Origin of the sequence: Vibrio tubiashii (genome assembly GCF_028551255.1) — a bacterium.
In the GTDB taxonomy this organism is placed as follows: Bacteria; Pseudomonadota; Gammaproteobacteria; order Enterobacterales; family Vibrionaceae; genus Vibrio; species Vibrio tubiashii_B.
Map to the genome: position 1 here is coordinate 3,196,353 of NZ_CP117029.1, position 22,336 is coordinate 3,218,688.

22 protein-coding genes are annotated in these 22,336 nt (G+C 45.4%); 4 read left to right on the top strand and 18 right to left on the bottom strand.

Translation table 11 applies throughout. The features are described from left to right. The first annotated feature begins 15 nt into the window (after positions 1 to 15). On the top strand, positions 16 to 906 hold the full coding sequence (gene ilvY, locus LYZ37_RS14750; RefSeq protein WP_272785960.1) for an HTH-type transcriptional activator IlvY: 891 nt from the start codon (positions 16 to 18) through the stop codon (positions 904 to 906). A 199-nt stretch (positions 907 to 1,105) separates the two neighbouring features. Here ilvY and hemN read toward each other — a convergent pair whose 3' ends face one another. The 5 genes from hemN to LYZ37_RS14775 form a co-directional block, all read right to left on the bottom strand. Beyond that, the gene (gene hemN / locus LYZ37_RS14755; RefSeq protein WP_272785961.1) at positions 1,106 to 2,494 is read right to left on the bottom strand and encodes an oxygen-independent coproporphyrinogen III oxidase; all 1,389 of its coding nucleotides are present in this window, start codon (positions 2,492 to 2,494) and stop codon (positions 1,106 to 1,108) included. Positions 2,495 to 2,678: 184 nt separating this feature from the next. After that, entirely contained in the window at positions 2,679 to 3,167 is a 489-nt protein-coding gene (locus LYZ37_RS14760) for a DUF2489 domain-containing protein (protein ID WP_272785962.1), read from the bottom strand. A gap of 9 nt (positions 3,168 to 3,176) precedes the next feature. Then, entirely contained in the window at positions 3,177 to 3,740 is a 564-nt protein-coding gene (gene yihI, locus LYZ37_RS14765; protein WP_272785963.1) for a Der GTPase-activating protein YihI, read from the bottom strand. Further along, positions 3,740 to 4,378 carry a class I SAM-dependent methyltransferase gene (locus LYZ37_RS14770; protein WP_171325942.1) on the bottom strand — a complete coding sequence of 213 codons (639 nt, stop codon included), beginning with the start codon at positions 4,376 to 4,378 and terminating at the stop codon, positions 3,740 to 3,742. The genes yihI and LYZ37_RS14770 overlap by 1 nt, the downstream gene beginning before the upstream one ends. A 726-nt stretch (positions 4,379 to 5,104) precedes the next feature. Then, the gene (locus LYZ37_RS14775; protein WP_171325940.1) at positions 5,105 to 5,722 is read right to left on the bottom strand and encodes a c-type cytochrome; all 618 of its coding nucleotides are present in this window, start codon (positions 5,720 to 5,722) and stop codon (positions 5,105 to 5,107) included. Positions 5,723 to 5,870: 148 nt separating this feature from the next. Here LYZ37_RS14775 and yihA point away from each other — a divergent pair, with 148 nt between their 5' ends. Continuing rightward, positions 5,871 to 6,536 carry a ribosome biogenesis GTP-binding protein YihA/YsxC gene (gene yihA, locus LYZ37_RS14780; protein ID WP_272785964.1) on the top strand — a complete coding sequence of 222 codons (666 nt, stop codon included), beginning with the start codon at positions 5,871 to 5,873 and terminating at the stop codon, positions 6,534 to 6,536. Between the two features lie 505 nt (positions 6,537 to 7,041). Here the strand turns inward: yihA and LYZ37_RS24375 are convergent. The 4 genes from LYZ37_RS24375 to hemB form a co-directional block, all read right to left on the bottom strand. After that, positions 7,042 to 7,089, bottom strand: a complete 48-nt coding sequence (locus LYZ37_RS24375; RefSeq protein ID WP_438356636.1) for a hypothetical protein — start codon at positions 7,087 to 7,089, stop codon at positions 7,042 to 7,044. Between the two features lie 193 nt (positions 7,090 to 7,282). Then, complete coding sequence (gene polA / locus LYZ37_RS14785) at positions 7,283 to 10,075, bottom strand: DNA polymerase I (protein ID WP_272785965.1); 2,793 nt, start codon at positions 10,073 to 10,075, stop codon at positions 7,283 to 7,285. Positions 10,076 to 10,682: 607 nt separating this feature from the next. Further along, positions 10,683 to 11,138: a GNAT family N-acetyltransferase gene (locus LYZ37_RS14790; RefSeq protein ID WP_272785966.1), complete on the bottom strand. Its 456-nt coding sequence runs from the start codon at positions 11,136 to 11,138 to the stop codon at positions 10,683 to 10,685. A 72-nt stretch (positions 11,139 to 11,210) separates the two neighbouring features. Beyond that, positions 11,211 to 12,254: a porphobilinogen synthase gene (gene hemB, locus LYZ37_RS14795; protein ID WP_004745392.1), complete on the bottom strand. Its 1,044-nt coding sequence runs from the start codon at positions 12,252 to 12,254 to the stop codon at positions 11,211 to 11,213. 147 nt (positions 12,255 to 12,401) lie between these two features. Here hemB and LYZ37_RS14800 point away from each other — a divergent pair, with 147 nt between their 5' ends. Then, on the top strand, positions 12,402 to 13,163 hold the full coding sequence (locus LYZ37_RS14800; protein ID WP_272785967.1) for a TatD family hydrolase: 762 nt from the start codon (positions 12,402 to 12,404) through the stop codon (positions 13,161 to 13,163). Positions 13,164 to 13,241: 78 nt separating this feature from the next. Here LYZ37_RS14800 and tatC read toward each other — a convergent pair whose 3' ends face one another. The 7 genes from tatC to rmuC all read right to left on the bottom strand — a co-directional run bounded on the left by tatC (position 13,242) and on the right by rmuC (position 19,418). Further along, the gene (gene tatC, locus LYZ37_RS14805) at positions 13,242 to 13,991 is read right to left on the bottom strand and encodes a twin-arginine translocase subunit TatC (RefSeq protein WP_171325930.1); all 750 of its coding nucleotides are present in this window, start codon (positions 13,989 to 13,991) and stop codon (positions 13,242 to 13,244) included. Between the two features lie 64 nt (positions 13,992 to 14,055). Then, positions 14,056 to 14,484 (bottom strand): Sec-independent protein translocase protein TatB, encoded by a 429-nt coding sequence (gene tatB, locus LYZ37_RS14810; RefSeq protein WP_004745388.1) that lies wholly within the window; start codon positions 14,482 to 14,484, stop codon positions 14,056 to 14,058. Between the two features lie 3 nt (positions 14,485 to 14,487). Then, positions 14,488 to 14,730: a Sec-independent protein translocase subunit TatA gene (gene tatA, locus LYZ37_RS14815; protein WP_171325926.1), complete on the bottom strand. Its 243-nt coding sequence runs from the start codon at positions 14,728 to 14,730 to the stop codon at positions 14,488 to 14,490. Between the two features lie 50 nt (positions 14,731 to 14,780). Continuing rightward, positions 14,781 to 16,415, bottom strand: coding sequence for a ubiquinone biosynthesis regulatory protein kinase UbiB (gene ubiB, locus LYZ37_RS14820; RefSeq protein ID WP_272785968.1), 1,635 nt, complete (start codon positions 16,413 to 16,415; stop codon positions 14,781 to 14,783). Then, positions 16,412 to 17,017, bottom strand: a complete 606-nt coding sequence (locus LYZ37_RS14825) for a ubiquinone biosynthesis accessory factor UbiJ (RefSeq protein WP_272785969.1) — start codon at positions 17,015 to 17,017, stop codon at positions 16,412 to 16,414. The genes ubiB and LYZ37_RS14825 overlap by 4 nt, the downstream gene beginning before the upstream one ends. Before the next feature lie 11 nt (positions 17,018 to 17,028). After that, entirely contained in the window at positions 17,029 to 17,811 is a 783-nt protein-coding gene (gene ubiE, locus LYZ37_RS14830) for a bifunctional demethylmenaquinone methyltransferase/2-methoxy-6-polyprenyl-1,4-benzoquinol methylase UbiE (RefSeq protein WP_004745381.1), read from the bottom strand. A 56-nt stretch (positions 17,812 to 17,867) separates the two neighbouring features. Further along, positions 17,868 to 19,418: a DNA recombination protein RmuC gene (gene rmuC, locus LYZ37_RS14835; protein WP_239827144.1), complete on the bottom strand. Its 1,551-nt coding sequence runs from the start codon at positions 19,416 to 19,418 to the stop codon at positions 17,868 to 17,870. A 167-nt stretch (positions 19,419 to 19,585) separates the two neighbouring features. Here rmuC and LYZ37_RS14840 point away from each other — a divergent pair, with 167 nt between their 5' ends. Continuing rightward, positions 19,586 to 20,491 carry a DMT family transporter gene (locus tag LYZ37_RS14840; protein ID WP_272785970.1) on the top strand — a complete coding sequence of 302 codons (906 nt, stop codon included), beginning with the start codon at positions 19,586 to 19,588 and terminating at the stop codon, positions 20,489 to 20,491. Positions 20,492 to 20,516: 25 nt separating this feature from the next. Here the strand turns inward: LYZ37_RS14840 and LYZ37_RS14845 are convergent, their stop codons facing one another. Continuing rightward, entirely contained in the window at positions 20,517 to 21,341 is an 825-nt protein-coding gene (locus tag LYZ37_RS14845; protein ID WP_272785971.1) for an HDOD domain-containing protein, read from the bottom strand. An 88-nt stretch (positions 21,342 to 21,429) separates the two neighbouring features. Further along, positions 21,430 to 22,254 (bottom strand): AraC family transcriptional regulator, encoded by an 825-nt coding sequence (locus tag LYZ37_RS14850; protein WP_272785972.1) that lies wholly within the window; start codon positions 22,252 to 22,254, stop codon positions 21,430 to 21,432. Positions 22,255 to 22,336 lie beyond the last annotated feature (82 nt).

Consider the following 22,336-nt stretch of genomic DNA (forward strand, 5'->3'; position numbering starts at 1 on the left):
GGATGTGACCATTTCATGAACATTAAGTGTCTGCAGTTGTTCATTCATCTGTGTGATAGTAAGAGCTTCGCTAAGACGGCTTCGGCGATGCATATCAGCCCGTCAGCCCTAAGCCGACAGATACAAAAACTGGAAAACGACACTGCTCAAGTGCTGTTCGTGCGAGACAATCGCAGCGTTGAGCTGACCCCAGCAGCGAAAAAACTTTTGCCTGTCGCGTTAAACATTCTTGGCGAATGGCAAAACTACAATGCCCAACTCAAAGGCCATGAAGAGGAACTGAAAGGAGAAATTCGTCTATTTTGCTCGGTAACGGCCAGTTACAGCCACCTGCCTGAACTCTTGTCCGAGTTTCGTCTTCAGCACCCGTTTATTGAGTTTAAGCTTTCAACCGGAGACCCCGCTCAGGCCATTGATAAGGTACTGAGTGATGAAGTGGATATCGCAATTTCCGCCCAGCCCGAACAACTGCCCGCTCGAATTGAGTTTGAGACCATCAGCGAAATTCCCCTTTCCGTAATAGCTCCAGTCGGAGTCAGTAATTTTGCCAAGGAGCTGCAAAAAGAAAAGCCGGATTGGTCGACCATTCCGTTTATCGTTCCTGAATCAGGTACCGCCCGAGACCGCGCCAACGCTTGGTTCAAGGCAATGAAGATTAAGCCTAACATCTACGCCCAAGTCTCTGGTCATGAAGCGATCGTCAGTATGGTTGCCCTTGGCTGCGGTATGGGAATCGCTCCCGATGTGGTGATTAATAACAGCCCTGTTAAGGAAAAAATCGAGCGCTTAAAGGTCGCTTCAATAAAACCCTTTAAACTCGGCGTGTGCTGCAAACGCTCGCAGCTTGATAACCCACTAGTCAAAGCACTGTGGGAAATGGCTCACGATACCTATATCGCCCCATAACTCATTAATATTACTCCAGATACAACAAAGCCACCGCTTCTTCAGATCGAAAGAATAACGGTGGCTTTTATACTTCAACTTGTTTTCCAAAATTAAGCTGTCATTTCCGAGAAGGAGGAACGACTGAGTTGGAAATCTCTGATCGTTTGATGAGATTCCCGACTACACGACTTCGTCGCTATCGGGAATGACTATAAGACTAGATTACACGGGAAAACTGCTGCTGACGCGCCTTAGCTCTTAAATACTTATCAAAGCACATACAGATGTTACGGATTAGTAGGCGGCCACGCAGTGTAACGCGAATTTCTTCGTCATCTACTTCCACCAATTCATCATTAATAAACGTCTGTAGTAGCTGCAAGTCTTCTTTAAAGTAGTCATTAAACGCCACCTTAAACTCAGACTCAATCATGGTCTTATCAAGTTTAAAGTTACAGATAAGCTGTTTAATGACTTCACGTCGAAGTAAGTCATCACTATCAAGAGCTACCCCTTTCCATAGAGCATGACGTAAGTCGTTCACTTGCGCGTAGTACTTCTTGAGCTCTTTTTGGTTTTGCGCGTACGCATCGCCAATCATGGAAATTGCTGACACACCAAAGCCTACTAAGTCTGCTTCGCCTTGAGTGGTGTAACCTTGGAAGTTGCGGTGGAGCACACCATTACGTTGAGCAACCGCAAGCTCATCATCTGGCTGAGCAAAGTGATCCATACCGATAAACTGATACCCTGCACCAGTCAGTGTCGAGATAGTATCTTGCAGAATCGCCATCTTCTCTTCTGCTACTGGTAGGTCTTCATCTTTAATCTTGCGCTGCGCGGCAAATAGCTGAGGCATGTGCGCATAGTTAAAGATCGACAAGCGGCCTGGCTGCATTTGTAATACCTGAGCTAAAGTCTCAGCAAAGCGCGCTTGGGTCTGCTTTGGCAAGCCATAGATCAAGTCTAGGTTAGTCGAACGGAAACCCAGTTGTTTGGCACGTTCAACCATGGCAAAGATAAATTCCTCATCCTGCTCACGGTTAACCAGTTTTTGCACTTCCTTATTGAAGTCTTGTACACCAATACTAAGTCGATTAAAGCCCTCACCGCGTAAGTGATCAAGCATATCAAGTTCGATTTCACGCGGGTCCACTTCGATACTGATTTCAGCGTCACCTTCGAAGTTAAACTCATCACGCAGAATATTCATCACTCGGCTGATTTGTGCCTTGGTCAGAAATGTAGGTGTACCACCACCGAAGTGCAGTTGGGTCACTTTACGCCCTTGCAGCAATGCCGCACGAGTACGAACCTCAAGCTCTAATACATCCAAGTACTCATCTGCTTTATGGGCATGACGGGTGATCACCTTATTACAACCACAGTAGTAACAAAGCTTGTGGCAGAAAGGGATATGGATATAAAGAGACAGCGGTCTGTCTGGGTACTGAGTGCACGCCATATCGTAGTCCGCTACCGTGAACGCTTCATGAAACTCCAAAGCAGTTGGGTATGAAGTGTAACGAGGACCCGAATAGTTGTACTTATCAAGGATGGCTTGGTCCCAGACTATTTGCTGGCTTGCGACGACATGCTGCGACATGATGGTATTTCCGTTTGGGCTATAATGCTTCGTTTGGCTACACGAGCCATTATTGTTAGCAGGCTATTTTGCCACACCTCGATATCACTGGTTGTGGGACAGGCTGCTTTTTGAGTAGCAATACTCAGAATTGATAACTCGATCACTCCCTCTAAAGGGTAGTCGATCGAGTTATAAAGCCAATCTAGATCATTTGGATGTTGATCTGATTGTTGAGAGGTTGAACCTTTTTCTGCAGAAGCTTCAGCTCTTTAACAATAGCATCTTGAAGACGAGATTCTGCTTTATGGCGCTCAAGGTTTTGCTTCATGCGCTCTTTTTTCGCTAGCGCCTGACGCTCTTCGCCACGAGCCATATCTTTAACGATGTGGAATAGCTCTGACGTCGCTGGAAATTCTTTTTCAAAATCAACGCGCTCTTCACCTTGAACATAGTCCATGATGTTATAAAGACGAATGCTGATTTCTGACAGATCACACTGCTCTTGAATACCCGCTAAGCAAAGAACATGCACGCTTTCAAAGATGTTGGCATTGCGTTTTTCAATGGCTAACTTTTGATGCTGCAGTTGCAATTCCTTTTGCTTCTTGAGCTTGAGCAGAAGGTAACCTGCATATGACGCTAGACCGAGGATGATGGCTCCGCCCGCAATGGCTAACAAGGTTACATTCATAATGCTCGATTATCCTTTAAATTGGTTCAAGTCTAAGTCTTCGAACTGAGAAAGTAACTCATCATCTGAGCCTGCTTTCTTGCTGGTTTTCTTCTGCGCAACAGGTTGTTCTACGATCTCTTCCTCAAGTTCTTCTTCAGGCTCCTCTTCGTAGATACCTAGCTGCTTCATCAGCACTTCGATACGTGCTAATTTTTCGTCAACGTATTTCTGTAGACCAGCGCCTAGGCTATCACCATTGTCTAGACGATCGAGCAACACATTCAGTTGTGCATCGCTCTCTAGCATTTCTAGCTCTTTCTCTGCATTAATACGACGCTCAGCCTTAGTTGGCTTCTTGGCAGCTTCAACCACAAGAGGAATTTTCTTCTTGCTGCCTAAACGCGGATCGCGCTTTTGCGCGGCAGTCTGTTGTTTCTGATCTTTTGCTTCAGAGTTACGACCGCCAGTCTTTAGACCTTTGCGCTTTTTGTCTTTCTTACGTAGACGTCCTTCAACGTCTGATTGAGTTCGGTTGCGAACAACAACTACGTCGCCATTGCCACCCGATCTTGCTTTCTTACTACGGCTCATTACTGGGCTTTCCTCAGTAAAATTACATCATTACCAATAAATTCAAGCTTGAGCTGATCCCGCTCTGCCAAATACTGAAACGTTTTACGACTAAAGAACACCACATGGGTCTGATCGTTTTTATAGTGCCATGAGGCAAACGCTTCAACATCGATGACCATCTTAGTCATAAGACCAATCCAGCCACCTGGCTTAACTAAATTCAACCATTGCTGCCACACCTTATTCGGTTCATAGAGGTGTTCTATAACCTCTGTAGCAGTAATAAAGTCATACGAATTTTCTAACACCGAAGGGTTCGGGTGATAGTAGATATCGTAAAGACTCATGGTGTGTCCCTGCTCTTCCAACATCAGTGACAATGTTGGGCCAGGACCACAGCCAAAATCTAACCCGTGAGAATTGGCCTCAATACGCTCTAATATGGGGTCTGCAACCCGAGATAAAAAGCGTCGGTACCCTTGATCATTTGGGTCATTCTCATGCAAATCGTAGTGGGCTTTTTCCTGTTTTGCATCCAAACGCTGATCTGGATTAACAAACACAAGTTCACATTGCAGGCACTGTAAATACTCTCGACGTTTGTCTTGGTAGTAGTGCTGAGTCTCCAAGCTTTGACAAAGGGGGCAACTATGCATATTGGGTGCGTTTAACATATCCTCAAACGGGATGCGAAACATACCAGAAACTGGCGTTAGAGTGGAGCACTATTGTGCAAATAATCATCACTTCATAAAAAATAGCAATAAAAAAAGCGATAGAGTTATCTATCGCTTTCTAAATGCCTTACGGCAAAACTGTGTTGCACTTACTTCAGTGCACCAATATTCCATTTGTTTTTAGTGCTTTCCCTGCCAAAAGTGTTGTTTGCCACCATCCTGGTGAGTTTTGGCTTTCCATTTACTTCCTGATGTCTGGGCTAGTCCTTAGCCTGATCCGTTTCACTGTCTTAAACCATTAGACAAGTCGACCATCCTTATCAAGTAGGTTTCCTACCTACCCTTGCATCCTTTGTATAACTACCAAGTTTCCATTACTTGCATCCGTGGAGACTTCCTAGTCTTAAATCCGTTATCAGCGCCCTGCCGATGAGTACACTTTATCGCTTTGGTCATTTTGAACAATCCACTCAAGCTAAAAAAGTGCACTTTTTTACTCCCACAATTTCAGCACCCTATTTTTCAATAAGTTACAAATAACCGATAGAAACTTGCACATTCAAGTATGGACGATCTCTTACAAGCAACAAGGAAAGATGACTCATCAAAGCCACGTGAGTCATGTGATCACGCTCAAACGAAAAAGCCCAAGCAACTGCTTGGGCTTTTTCAATACAACTTTATGCTCGAACGAATAAGTAGGGCTTAGTGTAGGCCACCAACATATTTAGAAAGTGTATCGATATCTTCATCCGTTAGTTTTTTCGCAATATCACGCATCATAGCGTTCATATCGTTACCACGAGAACCATCACGGAATTTTTCAAGCTGGGCTTTAATGTAATCAGCATGCTGGCCAGAAATTTTCGGGAAGCCAGAAAGTTCTGTACCGTTACCACGTGGACCATGACAAGCGATACATGCCGTTAGGCCACGCTCTGCATCACCAGCGGTGTAAAGAACTTTACCTGCATCAACTACATTCTCAGGCGTTGTGTTGTGAGCAATTGGTAGAGACGCATAGTAAGCCGCTAGGTCTTTCATATCTTCCTCAGACAGTGGCATAGCCATACCACTCATCACAGGATCCATACGACCTTGCTTACCATTACTAGTCATACCCAACTTGAACTCTTTCAGCTGCTTTTCAATATATTTAGCATGCTGACCTGCAATTTTCGGGTACATAGCGAGTTGACTGTTGCCGTCAGCACCATGGCAGGCAACACAGGTTTGGGATTTTGCTTTACCAGCTTCAATGTTACCTTGGGCCCACACGGAGCAGCTGGCTAAAAGACTCAAGATTAGCGCTAATTTCTTCATGACATTCCATTATAATTATCAAGCTTCCGGTACCACTCTGCGTTGCCACTCATGGTACAATAGGCGACCTTATGCCGAGCACGGTTATTTTACACAATTTCACAAAAAAGTAATCAATCGACTACACAAAGTCGAGATGGAGTTAACAGTGAGCGTAAAAATTCATTATCAAAACACCCATTTCATCACAAGTGCGCCGGATATCCGCGCCTTGCCAGAAGATGAAGGTATCGAAGTTGCGTTTGCAGGACGCTCCAATGCGGGTAAGTCGAGTTCTCTAAACCGCCTGACAAACCAGCGTAGTTTAGCGAAAACCAGTAAAACGCCAGGCCGTACACAACTTATTAACCTTTTTAAGGTTACCGATGGCTGTCATATTGTCGATCTTCCGGGGTACGGCTTTGCTCAAGTACCACTAGAAATGAAGAAGAAGTGGCAAAAATCGTTGGGTGAGTACCTACAAAAACGCCAATGTCTAAAAGGCTTAGTGGTTCTGATGGACATTCGTCACCCAATGAAAGACCTCGACCAGCAGTTAATTTTTTGGGCAGTAGACAGTGGTATTCCTGTTCAGGTGCTGCTAACTAAAGCAGACAAACTAAAGAGCGGTGCGCGCAAAGCACAAGTTCTGAAGATCAAAAAAGACGCGGTAGGTTTTGGTGGCGATGTCAGCGTCGCCGCTTTTTCATCGCTAAAAAGCATCGGTGTAGATACACTGCGTAGCAAGCTCGATGAGTGGTTCGCTCCAGCGCTGGCGGAATCAGTTGTTGAAGAAATCATCGAAGAAGAGAATCTTGATAGCGAGTCAGAGTAAACACCAGGTCAGACAATGATTGCTAAAGCCCTGCCGCTAAAAATGGTAGGGCTTTTTATCGTCATAGAAAAATAAAAGCCCCACCTTCCTGGCGGGGCAACGGGAGAGAAATAGTAGTTATTATTAATTATGCGCTTAGGATTATGTATCTAAAGACGTAAATCAACACTCCCAACAGAGGGGTACCCGCTCAGGCAAACCACACCCAAACACAATCCATCTAATTGAAAAATAAAAATAAAAACCGAAATTAAAGCTATCTTTTCTGGCCTATTTTGGTTTTGGTTTTTCTATCAAAATAACCAAACTGTGACTGGTATAAATTTACAAACTTTGGCCAAATTACACCAAGGTCAATAACCATAATTATTTTAATGGCTTTTAGATGGCATCAGGGAAAATATCAGGGAAAGGACTCGCTTGGTATGTAGCTTTTTGATAAGTAGGGATTTTTCTTTGGCGCAATAAAAAACGCCCCAGTCAAAAACTGACTGGGGCGGCTGAATCAGCCTAATCCAATAACGTGAAACAAAAGGTCTGAAAGATAGAACATCTTACCTCTGTACCCTACGCAGATTAATGTACAACAATTGGTCAGAAATGAAAACTCTTTTCGTAAGTTTTTTTCATTAAAATTTTATTAAACTACATTTAAGCCAAATGCCAGTTAACTTTTTTAGAGATAAAAAAAAGCCAGCGTTTGTGCGCTGGCTCATACAAAATAGGTGTTTTAGGCGATTTTTTGCCTAGTGTGCCTGATCCCAGTTGTCTCCATGCCCTGCCTCAGCAACCAGAGGGACATTTAGCTGTGCTGCGGATTCCATCAATTGTTGTACTTTACTTTCAATTTCGGCTAAAGCTGACTCTTGAACTTCAAATACCAATTCATCGTGAACCTGCATAAGCAGTTTCACTCGCCCGTCGCCTTCAGTTTGAATCCACTCGTCGACTAACAGCATTGCCTTCTTAATAATGTCAGCTGCCGTTCCTTGCATTGGTGCATTGATCGCTGCACGTTCTGCCGCTTTACGACGCATACCGTTACGTGACTTAATTTCAGGAAGGTGCAAACGACGACCAAAGATAGTTTCGACATAGCCCTGCTCTGCTGCAGCGCTGCGTGTATCTTCCATATACTGCATCACACCAGGGTAACGCTCGAAGTACTTGTTCATATAGTCTTGCGCTTCGCCTCGAGGAATACCTAGCTGCTTGGCCAAACCAAAGGCACTCATACCATAGATAAGGCCGAAGTTAACTGCCTTCGCACGGCGGCGCTGCTCTGTGCTCACTTGGTCAATAGTGGTACCCATAATTTCTGCGGCGGTCGCAGAGTGGATATCTTTACCTTGTTGGAAAGCATCCAATAGGGCTTTATCACCAGATAAATGCGCCATAATACGCAGTTCAATCTGCGAGTAATCGACAGCCATAATTTTATAGCCATGTGGCGCGATGAATGCCTGTCGAATACGGCGACCTTCGTCATTACGAATTGGGATGTTCTGTAAGTTAGGATCGGTCGACGAGAGACGACCTGTTGCGGTTACCGCTTGATGATACGAAGTATGCACACGCCCAGTTTCTGGGTTAATCATCTTAGGTAGCTTATCTGTGTAAGTAGACTTAAGTTTAGCTAGACCACGGTATTCAAGGATCAGCTTGGGTAATGGGTAATCCAACGCCAGCTCTTGCAGCACTTCTTCGTTAGTCGAAGGCGTACCAGAAGGTGTCTTCTTGATTACTGGTAGACCCATCTTTTCAAACAGAATAGCTTGAAGCTGCTTTGGCGAGTTCATGTTGAATTCCTGCTCAGCAATTTCAAACGCTTTCTGCTCTAACTCATCCAGGCGTTGGGCAATCTCTTGAGACTGTGCAGACAACTTCATGTCATCGATCAGAACACCAGTACGTTCGATACGAGAAAGCACAGGCACTAAAGGAACCTCGATATCTTGGTAGATACCTTTCAGCTTTTCATCCTGCTCAATATTGCTCATTAAGCGGTTATGAAGACGTAGCGTAACATCGGCGTCTTCTGCCGCGTAAGGTGACGCTTCATCAAGGTCGATTTGATTGAAGGTTAGCTGGTTCTTGCCTTTACCTGCAATCTGCTCGAATGAAATACAGCTATGCTGAAGGAAACGCAGCGCCAAACTGTCCATATCATGTTTGCCACCCACGCTGTTATAGACGTAAGAGGCCAACATGGTGTCATGCTTAATACCTTTCATCTCAACGCCATAACGCGCTAACACGCTCGCATCGTACTTAAGGTTTTGACCCACCTTCGCTTGGGCATCATCTTCTAAGATAGGTTTCAGTTGCGCCAACACCCAATCACGCTCTAGCTGCGCAGGGGCGTCTAGGTAATCGTGGGCAACAGGAACATAGGCAGCAATACCTTCTTCGGTCGCAAAAGAGAGGCCAACAAGGTTTGCAACCATGTAATCCAAGCTATCGGTTTCAGTATCAAAGGCGAATACCTCAGCAGCTTTTAGCTTCTCTAGCCAAGCATTGAATGAAGACTCATCTAGGATGGTTTCATACTGACTACGGTCGATAGTCACTGCCGAAGTGTCGATATCTGTCGCAGCACTGGCCGATGCACCATTCTGGTTGCCCGACTTCTCATCAGCCTCAACAACACCAGTACCACCATCAAGAAGCTCGTTTAGCCACGATTTAAACACCAACTGACCATACAGTTTGATCAGCTCATCTTTGTTAGGCTCATTTTTAAGCAGAGATTCCGGCGTCTCTTCTAACTCAACATCTAGCTTGATCGTCGCAAGTTCATACGACAGGCGTGCATTTTCTTCGTTGTCGAGTAGCTTTTTCGCCATGATTTTCGAACCACGGAAACCTAGCGGAGCAATGTCGTCGAGGTTTTCATACAGTTTGTTAATACCGCCAATACCTTGCAGCAAAGCCGTTGCGGTTTTATCACCAACACCCGGTACACCAGGAATGTTATCGACCTTATCGCCCATTAATGCGAGGTAATCAATAATCAGCTCTGGTGGGATACCAAACTTCTCAACCACACCTTCACGATCCATCACCACATTGGTCATGGTGTTGATCAAGGTAACATTATCATCCACCAGCTGAGCCATATCTTTATCACCGGTACTGATCAACACAGGCATACCCGCTTGAGATGCTTGGTAAGCGAGCGTACCAATCACATCATCGGCTTCTACGCCCGGGGTACAGATCAATGGCAAACCCATCGCACGAATTACATTGTGCAAAGGCTCAATCTGACAACGCAGATCATCGGGCATTGGAGGACGATTAGCTTTGTACTCTGGGTACATATCATCACGGAAGGTTTTTCCTTTTGCATCAAAGACAACCGCAATACGATCTGAAGAGAACTGACGCATCATGCTACGCAGCATGTTAACCACACCATAAACGGCATTGGTTGGGATCTCGCCATTACTCATCGTTTCTGGATAAGCGTGGAATGCGCGGTATAAATAAGAAGAACCGTCAATCAAAATCAACGGATTATCAGGAATGTTGGCCATAGTCTTTACGTATCCAAAGAAAATGCAAAAAAGATCTGCTTAGGATGCCATGACTGGTTCAGCGAATCCATTTTAACTCTTTGAACTCTACTCACACATTTGGTTATTCCTTTATCACCCCACCCACCATTCTGTGGATAACTCTGTTTATATTATTTACCCACAGGATATAAAACAGTGCGCAAAAAACTCAAAATAGACCACAAGCCTTTGTAAATAATAAATAAATTATCATATCGATCGTTTAAAGATCGATCCTGAGATGATCTTGCGTTGTGGAAAAGACTACTGTTGTCCTTTTGTTCGGAGCGAAATAGCAGGCATAAAAAAAGCGACATCTTTCGATGTCGCCTAGCAAAAAGGGGTCAAAGCAATTCAGGTGAATGAGGTGCTTTGCCATAAAGCTATAAATTACACTGGAAGCAATGTGAGCAATGTCGTGTCAAAAAGAACTCGTGCAAGTTCGATTAAGTTCAGTGTCATCACCGTCTCCAATTGTGAATCTGGTAACTCAACGTCCTTGTGAACTTCTCTCATTCCCTAAGACGAGATAAATAATAACCATTCTCATTTAATGCGTCAACACCTAAATGAGAAAAAATCTCATTTAATTTTTATGACACTCGCCTAACTGCTTTACAAAGTGAATTCGGCTCTCTAACAATGGATCTTTTAGTTCATAATTTTCAATAAGATAACCATTCTTTATCAACAGTCTGAGCATGGCAGGAAATTGGTTACGTGATTTCACTTTAAGCTGTTTATAGCCTTGTTCTGTTACCCATTGCTCCTGAATATCTAATAATTTTTGCGCTACCCCTTTGTTTCTCGCTAAAGAAGACACGCCACCAAACCAGCTGTAGAAAGTCGTTTCGTCGATCTGGTAACCAATCTTGAACCCTAGGATGTCGTCACCTTGTTGCGCCACCTGAATCAAAGAGCGCGACTTCCCTTCCAAACGTGCAGACAAACTTTCGACACTCTCTTTATGGGCAAACTCCGCGATCTGCTCAACGACTTGAACACACTCTTCTAGCGTTCCTAAACGATAAATAATACTCATCGATATTCTCCAAAATTAAAAAAGGCTGACAAACGCCAGCCTTTGATATTCTTTATTTAGCTTGCGCTATGCTTAGTCTTCTTTTAAGAACGTCGCTGCTTGCGCATTTTCTTCCGCTAGCCACTCTGCGACGTCTTTAGCAAAATAGGTAAGGATGCCGTCCGCTCCTGCACGCTTAAAGCACAGTAGCGATTCCATCACGGTATCACGCTCTTTTAACCAACCATTGGCAAATGCCGCTTTGTGCATCGCGTACTCACCAGAGACTTGATAAGCAAAGGTTGGTACTTCAAGTTCCGACTTAACGCGGCGGACAATATCAAGGTAAGGCATACCAGGTTTCACCATGACCATGTCTGCGCCTTCATTCACATCCATGGCTACTTCATGAATCGCTTCATCGCTATTAGCAGGATCCATTTGGTAATTTTTCTTATTACCACCTTTAAGGTTACTTGCACTACCGACCGCATCGCGGAAAGGCCCATAGTAACAAGAGGCGTATTTAGCAGAATAAGCCATTATCTGGGTATTGATGTGACCCGCTTGCTCAAGCGCTTTACGAATTTCACCAATACGTCCATCCATCATGTCTGAAGGGGCAACAACATCAGCGCCGGCTTCGGCATGAGATAGAGCCTGTTTAACCAAGACTTTGGTTGTCTCATCGTTTAGCACGTAACCTTCTTCATCAATGATGCCGTCTTGGCCATGAGTCGTGAACGGGTCAAGCGCGACATCCGTGATCACACCGATTTCTGGCACATGCTCTTTCAGAGAACGAACCGCACGCTGCACCAAACCTTCAGGGTTGTAGGCCTCAGCAGCACATAGGCTTTTTGCATCTTGGTTGACCACAGGGAATAGAGCGATCGCAGGAACACCTAGCTGAGCTAAGTACTGCGCCTCTTCTAGCATTAGATCAATCGACAAACGTTCGATACCCGGCATTGACTCCACGGTTTCGCGGCGATCTTTACCCATAAGAATAAACATTGGATAAATCAGATCGTTAACAGACAATTGGTTTTCAGCCATCAAGCGGCGGCTAAAGTCATGCTTGCGCAGGCGGCGCATACGACGGCCAGGGAATTGACCTTGAATCGAAACTGACACTCTATTCTCCTTGTGTGGTGAAAGTGCTTGAATTGCATAATATCACTCCAAGCCGACGACGCCAGAGAGAGTCGAGAAAAATGCAAAAAATGACCAAATGCTCACACTGCCGTATACTCTCAGCTCTGATAAAGAGTGAGATAAGCAATGATTGATACCCACGCACATATTTATGCCACTGAGTTTGATTCTGACCGCGACCAAGTCGTCCAGCGTGCGTTGGCACAAGGCATTGATAAGATATTACTGCCAAACATTGATTTAGAATCAATTGAGCCGATGTTGCGCACGGAGGCTGAGTATCCAGACGTTTGCCGCTCGATGATGGGATTGCACCCATGCTACGTCGACGCCAATGTTAAACAGAGCCTAGACATCATTCACTCTTGGTTTGATAAGCACAACTTTATTGCTGTGGGTGAAATTGGTATCGATCTGTACTGGGATAAAACCTTCAAAGCCGAACAAGAGATGGCGTTTATTACTCAGCTCAATTGGGCAAAAGAGATGAAACTGCCAGTGGTCATTCATACGCGAGACTCAATAGAAGAGACCCTCACACTACTTCGCCAAGAACAAGATGGTTCATTAAGCGGAGTATTCCACTGTTTTGGTGGCAGTGTTGAAGAAGCCAAAGCGATCAATGATCTCGGCTTTCATCTTGGGCTTGGTGGCGTTTCAACATTTAAAAATGGTGGTATGGATAAAGTGATTCCACATCTAGATATGGATTACGTTATCTTAGAAACCGACTGCCCTTACCTCGCTCCGGTTCCTCATCGTGGCAAACGCAATGAACCTGCGTATACCTCACTTGTTGCTCAGCGCGTCGCTGACCTAAGAGAAATCAGTATCGAACAAGTGGATGGCCTGACCACTCACAACGCCAAGACGCTGTTTAACCTTTAGTTCTCCAGTTCTCTATATACAAAACGGGGTTGATAGTTAGCTATCAACCCCGTTGCTCTATATGGCCTAGTGGAGAATCTACTCTTCCACCTGTTCCTCACTGTCGCCTTTACGCACATAAAAGCGCGCAAAGAACAAACCAACCTCAAACAGTAGGCACATAGGAATTGCCAATAGCGTTTGCGAGATCATATCTGGCGGTGTCAGCATCATCCCGACCACAAACGCACCAACAATAATATACGGGCGCTTCTGGCTTAAACTCTGAGGGTTAGTCGCCCCAGTCCAACATAGCAAGATGATGGCCACTGGCACTTCAAAGGCAATACCAAAGGCTAAGAACAGCGCGAGAACAAAATCGAGGTAACTCGATATGTCCGTGGCGAACTCTACTCCACCCAGTGAAATAGCGGTAAAGAAACCAAACACCAATGGAAACACCACAAAATACGCAAACGCGACACCGCAATAAAACAGCAGTGAACTAGAGAACATTAGCGGCATGATTAAACGGCGTTCATGTTTATATAAGCCAGGTGCGACAAATGCCCATACCTGATAGAGAATAAACGGAACGGCGATAAAGATAGACGCAATTAAGGTCAACTTTAACGGGGTAAAGAAGGGTGATGCCACATCAGTAGCAATCATGGTTGCCCCTTCAGGTAGACGCTCTACCAAAGGTGCAGAGACAAACTCATAGATGTCATTGGCAAAATAGATCAGCCCGATGAAAACCACCAATACCGCTACAATTGCTCGTAGCAGGCGATTTCTCAGCTCTAGTAAATGGCTGATCAAAGGTTGTGTCTGCTCAACAGAAGACATGGAAACCTCTACTCATAAAGATCGAAAAGGAGCTACTCCATAGCAGCTCCTCCTATATGCGAGACTATTCGGCTTTTTTATCTGCCTGTGGCGCTGATTGAGTGTTTAGACTCTCAACCACCCCTACTGAGTCATTGGCGTTCTGAGCAGGCTCAACTTCGTTGGCCGCTTCAGCACTGTTCGTCGCTGATTCGCTTTTGCTCGCGTATGGGCGTTGAACATCTTGCGCAGCTTGCTTTAATTGCTCCACCGAAGATTTTAGCTCTGGAGATAAATCTTCCATGCCCATCTTCTCGGCTTTGCGCAAGTTTTCTTGTAGCTCTTGAACCTTAAGCTCATGTGAAAGCTCATCTTTCACACTGTTTGCCATGTTTTTCGCAGCGCCAACAAATTTGGAAACACTACGAATGGCATGAGGCAAACGCTCCGGACCAAGAACCACCAGCCCAACGACAGATATTAATACCAGTTCCCAAAAACCGATATCAAACACGATCTACGCCTGCTCTTTGTCTTTCTTAGTTTCAGCAGTTGCGTCTGTTTTCTGCTGATCAATCGCTTTCTGTTCGAAGTCTGCGTCTTTCTTATCTTTGTCCGACTCATCTTCGCTCATTGCTTTCTTGAAGCCTTTAACTGCTCCACCTAGATCGCCACCGATACCACGTAGCTTCTTAGTACCAAATAGTAGAACGACGATGACAGCAATAATCAGAAGTTGCCAAATACTAATACCACCCATTCTTTTTACCTCGGGTCTTATTAAACAAATTTATTTCAAGAGTTTAACGTCTATTGACGGTAAGCTCGCCAACTAAGCAACCAAAATGTGACCCCACCTAGGGCGCTGGTCAGTGAAAGTTGCTCATAAGTGCTGTTGACCAATATTGCCGAGCATACGACTAATGTGGCTCCAACACCAAATAAAAATTTACCTGTCGCCTGTTGGCGCTTGCTTGAACGATAACCTTGGTAAAGCTGATCCATTCGCTGGTTCATCATTTTACCTTGGCGCAAACTATCGTAGAGAAGCTCTGGCAACTCGGGTAGTTTCTCAGCCCAAAACGGCGCACGATCTTTAACCGCATTAATTACCGCTTGTGGACCAACTTGGTTCATCATCCACTCTTCTAAGAATGGCTTAGCCGTCTCCCACAAATCAAGTTGCGGGTAGAGTTGGCGGCCCAAACCTTCAACATAAAGCAGCGTCTTTTGCAGCAATACGAGCTGCGGCTGTACTTCCATATTGAAGCGGCGCGCTGTGTTAAACAGGTTTAGCAAAACATGACCAAACGAAATTTCACACAACGGCTTAGCAAATATCGGCTCACATACAATGCGTATTGCGAATTCAAACTCATCAATGTTGGTTTCACGTGGAACCCAACCTGACTCAACATGCAATTCCGCCACACGTCGGTAGTCGCGATTAAAGAAAGCTAAAAAGTTTTCCGCTAGATAGCGTTTATCTTCACTGTTTAGCGTTCCGACGATGCCACAATCTAAGCCAATCCAACGCGGGTTTTCTGGATGCTCCGGCTCAACAAATACATTGCCCGGATGCATATCTGCGTGGAAGAAACTGTCTCGAAATACCTGGGTAAAGAACACGCTTACGCCGCGCTCCGCCAACAGCTTCATATTAGTGCCGTTAGCCTTCAACCCTTCAATATCAGAAACTTGGATGCCGTATATTCGCTCAGAAACCATGACAGTTTCATTACTGAAGTCGGTAATAACTTCAGGAACGTACAATTCTTCACTTCCTTCGAAGTTACGTCTTAGCTGAATCGCGTTGGCCGCTTCTCGGCGCAAGTCCAATTCATCAAGCAAGGTCTTCTCATATTCGCGCACCACTTCAACAGGTTTCAAACGACGTGCTTCAGGAAGTGCTTTGGCGACTATACGCGCCATTCGGTACATCAGTTTTAGATCTGCATCAATGACCGGGCGAATATCTGGTCGAATGACCTTCAATACCACTTCTTGGTTAGTCGATTTTAGCTTGGCGGTATGCACCTGAGCGATCGAGGCAGACGCAAGCGGTTCAATCGCGAAATCATCAAACCATGTTTCTAGTGAACCACCGAGAGCTTGTTCGATTTGCTGTTTTGCAAGCTGGCCATCAAATGGGGAGACTTGATCTTGAAGCAAGGCCAGTGGATCAGCAATTTGCGGAGGGAAAAGATCTCGACGAGTCGACATCATCTGACCAAACTTAATCCATACAGGGCCAAGCTCTTGCAGTGCTAAACGCAGCCTGTCACCGAGTGGCTTCTCTGGATGTTTGTTCTTAATCCAAAACAGGCTTTTTCTTGCTAACAGTGGCGCTTTGGTCAACTGGTGTGTTGGCAGTAGCTCATCCAAGCCATACTCTAGCTGAACACGGATGATCTGGTATAAACGACGCATCTCTGTCGGGGTCATGCGCGCTCCAACAGTTGGTTCAATTTAGCCTCGATACGTGACGCTTGGCTTTTCACTTCATCCACTTGGTCACAAAAATGCGCCACCTCTAACGGTGCGGGCGCAATTTTCCACTCTTCTGTTAGGACTTGAGCAAGGTGATCTTGATGCTTTGCCGCTTGCGACTTGAAGAATTGACCGACATTGGCAGCACCCTGAACCACAGTGTGCGCGACAACATCTCCAGTCACACGTGACAACCACTCTTCAATATCGGGCTTGCAGTCCGTCATCAGCTGAGAAAACTTTTGCGCCAACTGAATATCACCTTCTAAGACCAACTTATCTTGCTTGATCAGCTTAGTGATATTGGCCTGCTCACGCAGTTCTGGCAGAACCGAGAGGTTCAAGGATAAGTAGCAATCCGGCTCACCTCCATAATTGGCCAAAACATCAATTTGCTGACTAAAGATAAAAGTCAAAGTCTTGTTCAGCTCTTTAAGGTGAACTTGAATCACTTGCCCTTTTAGGCGAGCAAGACGACGACCCAGCTCAGGGTCATCGTTAATAAGCGTATTGAGTGACGTTTCAATCACTGCAGTAACAAGAGGCTCAAATGGCATAGCAACCGACCTTAGAACTTATAACCACGGTGAAGGGCAACGATACCCCCCGTCAGGTTGTAGTAACTGGTTTGATCGAAACCAGCTTCATTCATCATGCCTTTCAGTGTCTCTTGATCTGGGTGCATACGGATAGACTCCGCTAGGTAACGGTAGCTTTCGGCATCATTAGCCACTAACTCGCCCATCTTAGGCAGTAAATGGAATGAGTAAGTATCATAAATCTTTGATAGCGGCTCTAAGATCGGCTTAGAGAACTCTAGAACTAGTAGACGTCCACCCGGCTTGAGCACACGGTACATAGAGCGTAGCGCTTTATCTTTATCCGTTACGTTACGTAGACAGAAGCTAATCGTAATCGCATCAAAATAGTCATCGGGAAACGGCAACTCTTCAGCGTTCGCCTGCACGTAATGAACATTACCGACAATGCCATTGTCACGTAACTTATCTCGGCCTACGTTAAGCATAGAGTTATTGATATCGGCCAGTACCACATGACCTTTTTCGCCAACAATTCGCGAAAATTTTGCGGTTAGGTCCCCCGTACCACCACCAAGGTCAAGCACGCGCTGACCAGGACGAACACCACTGCAGTCGATAGTAAAGCGCTTCCATAGGCGATGAATACCACCCGACATTAAGTCATTCATAATGTCGTACTTCGCTGCTACTGAGTGGAAGACCTGAGCAACTTTAGCCACTTTCTCTTCTTTGGCTACGGTACTGAAACCAAAGTGCGTGGTTTCATTTGTTTCTAAAGCTGTATTCGATTGCACGCTTGTATCCGTCATGATGATTCCTCTTCGAGCAGCGCATTGAATTAATACGACCTAAGCACTGCGGGCGATTAGTTTACTTTATCCTCATCCGGATGTCTTTGTACGAAAGAGTCATTTTTATCCAAGGCAGCATTTTCTGTGAAATGGTCATGCTGAGCGAGTTGCGCCAAATCATTGGAAATCGGTTTTTTCACTTCAACGCCCAGTTGTTTAAAGCTTTCCGCTTGGCGAATCACATTCCCGCGCCCTGTCGCGAGCTTGTTCATTGCCCCTTGGTAATTTTGGTTGGCTTTATCTAATGCGCCGCCAAGACTCTCCATATCATCCACAAACAGGCGCAATTTGTCGTAAAGTTTGCTGGCACGCTCAGCAATAACCTGAGCATTCTGGTTTTGCCGCTCGTTACGCCACAAGTTATCAATCGTACGTAGCGCGACAAGCAAAGTCGTTGGGCTCACCAAGATGATGTTTTGCTCCATGGCATCTTTGACCAAACTCGGGTCTGCTTGAATAGCGACCTGAAATGCAGGCTCCACAGGAATAAACATCAGTACATAGTCTAGGCTCTGAATGCCTTTTAGCTGATGGTAATCTTTTTGAGATAGCCCTTTAATATGTGCTCGCAATGCAAGTAAGTGGTCACTTAGTGCCCGCTCTCGTTCGTTATCAGTTTCGGCATTAAAGTACCTTTCGTAGGCCACCAAGGCCATTTTCGAATCCACCACCACTTGTTTATCTTGCGGTAAGTGAACGATGACATCGGGCTGATAGCGTTTACCCGCTTCATTTTGCAAACTGACTTGGGTTTGATATTCATGCCCTTCACGTAAGCCAGACTCAGCGAGTACGCGCGCCAGTACCACTTCGCCCCAGTTACCCTGCTGCTTGTTGTCGCCCTTTAGCGCTTGAGTTAGGTTAAGCGCTTCTTTGGTCATCTGTTCATTTAAGCGTTGGAGGTTTTTTAACTCATGAACTAAGGTGTGACGCTCTTTGGCTTCCTGATTAAAGCTGTCGTTCACTTGTTTCTTGAACCCTTCCAACTGCTCTTTTAGAGGAGAAAGCAAACCATCCAAGCTTTGGCGGTTTTGCTGGTCCACTTTGGCCGTTTTGGCTTCAAATAACTGGTTGGCAAGCTGTTCAAACTGCTGCTTAAGGCGTTCTTCTGCCTGCTCTAACAGTTGTAGCTTTTCTTGGCTGGCTTTGTTTTGTTGTTCATGTCGCGCTTCTTGCTCACGTAACTGTGCCTCTAGCTGTGACTTTTGCTCACGAATTTGGTTGAGGTCATCGGCATACTGCTGACGTTCCTGCTTCACTGCCTCGAAATAGCGTAGCTTCTCCAATACTGCCATCAACTTACCGTGAGACTGTTTTAACTCGTAGGCTGACTTGTCACGTTCACTATCCAGCTCGTCGAGTTCTTGCTGTGCCTCGCGGAGTTCTTTTTCTAGCTGCGCAATCTGGCTACTGGCAAGGTGCTGATTCGATTCTAATTGTTGTTCAAGAAGCTGATTGTCAAAGCGCATTTTCTGTTTGACCCACCAGCCAACTACCACGCCACTTGCGACGGCACCGGATAGGCCACTGATCAACATAGCTTGATGCTCAAGAATCCATTGCATAATAAAGATTTAACTGTTCAGAATGAGATACTTTCAATGGTATTTTACCACTGGATAAATGTCCAGTTTGTCGGCTAGATATCGAACAGCTAGACTAGGCGCTCACTACCCTGTCCCACACTTGTCGCCAGTAAATCTTAACTGGTTGGTTTTATTGAAGGAACATCATGAACGAGCGCCGTGCTTTAGGCTTAGGTTTATCAGCAGTACTACTCTGGTCAACGGTTGCCACCGCATTCAAACTCACCTTAGCTGAGTTTTCTCCGATCCAAATGCTAACTGTCGCCAGTATCGTTTCCGCGCTGGCATTAATGGCGATTTGTGCCGTGCAAGGTAAGCTGAAAACACTACCGAGCACGTTTCTCTCCAACCCTTGGTATTACCTACTGTTAGGCCTGATTAACCCACTCGCTTACTACGTCATATTGTTTAAAGCTTATGAGTTGCTTCCTGCCTCACAAGCGCAGGCAATCAATTACAGTTGGGCGATTACACTTACTCTGATGGCGGCGGTGTTTTTAGGTCAGAAAATCCGTAAGCAAGACTGGATCGCATGTACTTTCAGCTACTTGGGGGTAATTGTGATTGCCACTCAGGGTGATGTGCTTGGCTTAAACTTTGAAAGTCCACTCGGGGTTGGGCTGGCGCTGTTTTCTACCCTACTTTGGGCAAGTTACTGGATTTTAAACACCAAGAACAAGGCAGATCCGATTGTCGGAGTTTTACTCGGCTTTCTGGTTGCGATTCCATTCGCAATTGGTTTAACGCTGTATGAAGGGCTGAGCTTTAGCCATATATCAACACAAGGATGGCTTGCCGTCAGCTATGTCGGCCTGTTTGAAATGGGGATTACTTTTGTTCTATGGCTGAGCGCACTTAAGTTAACTCAAAACACATCCCGTTTGAGCAACCTTATCTTTGCTTCCCCTTTTATCTCGCTGATGCTACTCGCGACGATTATTGGTGAACAAATTCACCCATCGACTTTGGTCGGATTGGTGATGATTATTACTGGCTTAGTGATCCAGCAGATCAAATTTGGCAAAAAAGATCACGCCAAACAGCCTGTATAACAACACGTTAACACCTCTAGCCTATCTAGAATAGTTGATAGGCTAGCTCACTTCCTTGCCCGCGCACCTCATCAATCTTAGCGGCTAACTCAGGTGATACATGTAGTGCTTTAGCAGCTTTGCTGTTTTCTAAGTAATTCAACTTTTCACTCTCTTCCAACATCATATCCCAACGTTGATGCGCATCTCGCGCCAGATACATCAGGCAAGCCAGGCGTTTAGACTCTACCGCTTTAGCTGGGTGGTTAACATTGGCAATGGCATCTACGAGCTGATTAGGGAACTTCCAGCTTTCAGCAAGCACAGCTCCGAGTTCTTGAGCATCAACGCCAAGTACTTCTTTTTGCACCTGAGCGGCATTTTCCCCACTTGCCACACGCTGACTGATCGCGACTGCTTTTTCAGGCTCTAGGGTATGAATCATCAACTCACCAATGTTGTGTAACACACCTGTAGTAAAGGCCTCATTCGGGTCAAGTTTAATATCTTTGGCTATGGTGCTAGCAATCGTCGCCACTTCAAAAGTGGCTGCCCAATAATCTTTAATATTTAGGGTTTCAATCTTGGGAAATGTCGACGCAAGGATCGAGGAAGAAATTAGGTTACGAATGGCACCAATACCGATGCGAACAATGGCATCATTAATGTTAGATACCCCTTTAACGCCGCCAAATTGAGCGGAGTTTGCCATCCTCAACACCCTTGCCAACAATACCTGATCCATTGCCATCTTATGGGCGAGTTCACCGAAGTCGATCGAATCTCGGTTGACCATCTCCAACAGCTCTTGCAGTACACTTTCGATTCGCGGCAACTCGTTAATACGAGAAATCAGTGCTTGTTGACTCATAGAGGTTACTCCTTGCTCTCTTCTCCCCATTTAATATAGGACAGAAATGAACCAGTAGGTCGATAAGCCTTTCACAAAAAGAGCTCTGCTATTCCTTGGAATCCTGCAACCATTGGCGTGGAGAAGTACCCGAAACATGTTGAAAAGCGCGAGAAAATCCAGAATAGCTACCATAGCCGACTTCATCCGCAACCCAGTTAAGCGGTTTGTTTTTTAGCAATAAAGATTGAGCAACCGACACTCGCCACTTCTGCACATAATCCCCCGGAGTGTCACCGACAACCTGCTTAAAGGTTTCAATAAACTGAGTTCGTGACATAGCCGCTAACGAAGCCATTTCAGCAATAGTGTAATGACGGGCTGGTAGTTGGTGAATTACCGATACAACTGCCGCCAAACGTGGATGCGCTAAAGCGGCGAAGAGTCCCTGCTCTATCTTTTTCTCATCAATTAAGTAGCGAAAGATCAGTGCCATCAATGTATCGCTCAACTTATCCATCATAAATTGCTGCCCTGCAGACTCGCTATGCGACTCTTGAAACAACAGCTCAATCACTGGCGTTAAGTTAGGGGCGACTTCAAACGGGATGACCACGACGTCTGGTAATGCGGATAACAGAGGGTTCACCCGCCCTGCGCGATACTCAACATTAGCGCAAACGAGATCAGCCCCCTCAGCAACGCCTTCTATCACATGCGGCGTACTACTAGGTAGATAAATGATGCTGGGTTGATTTAGGTGATGCGCACTCTCCAATGAACTTGCCAACTTCAAATGACCTGATTTCAGCACATGAAGATGCCCTTGGTTATGCGGACTCTGCTTGAACGAAGAGACGCCGCATAATTGACCAGAATAGAAAACACCAGTGCGGACAGAGAAATGCCCCATCAATTGTGACAGCAGATCCATGTTACCTCCGAACGATTCGCGTACTTTTTAGACTTATAGTCCCTCTATAGACCGGGAGAGTCGGCTAATTTATTTCATACAA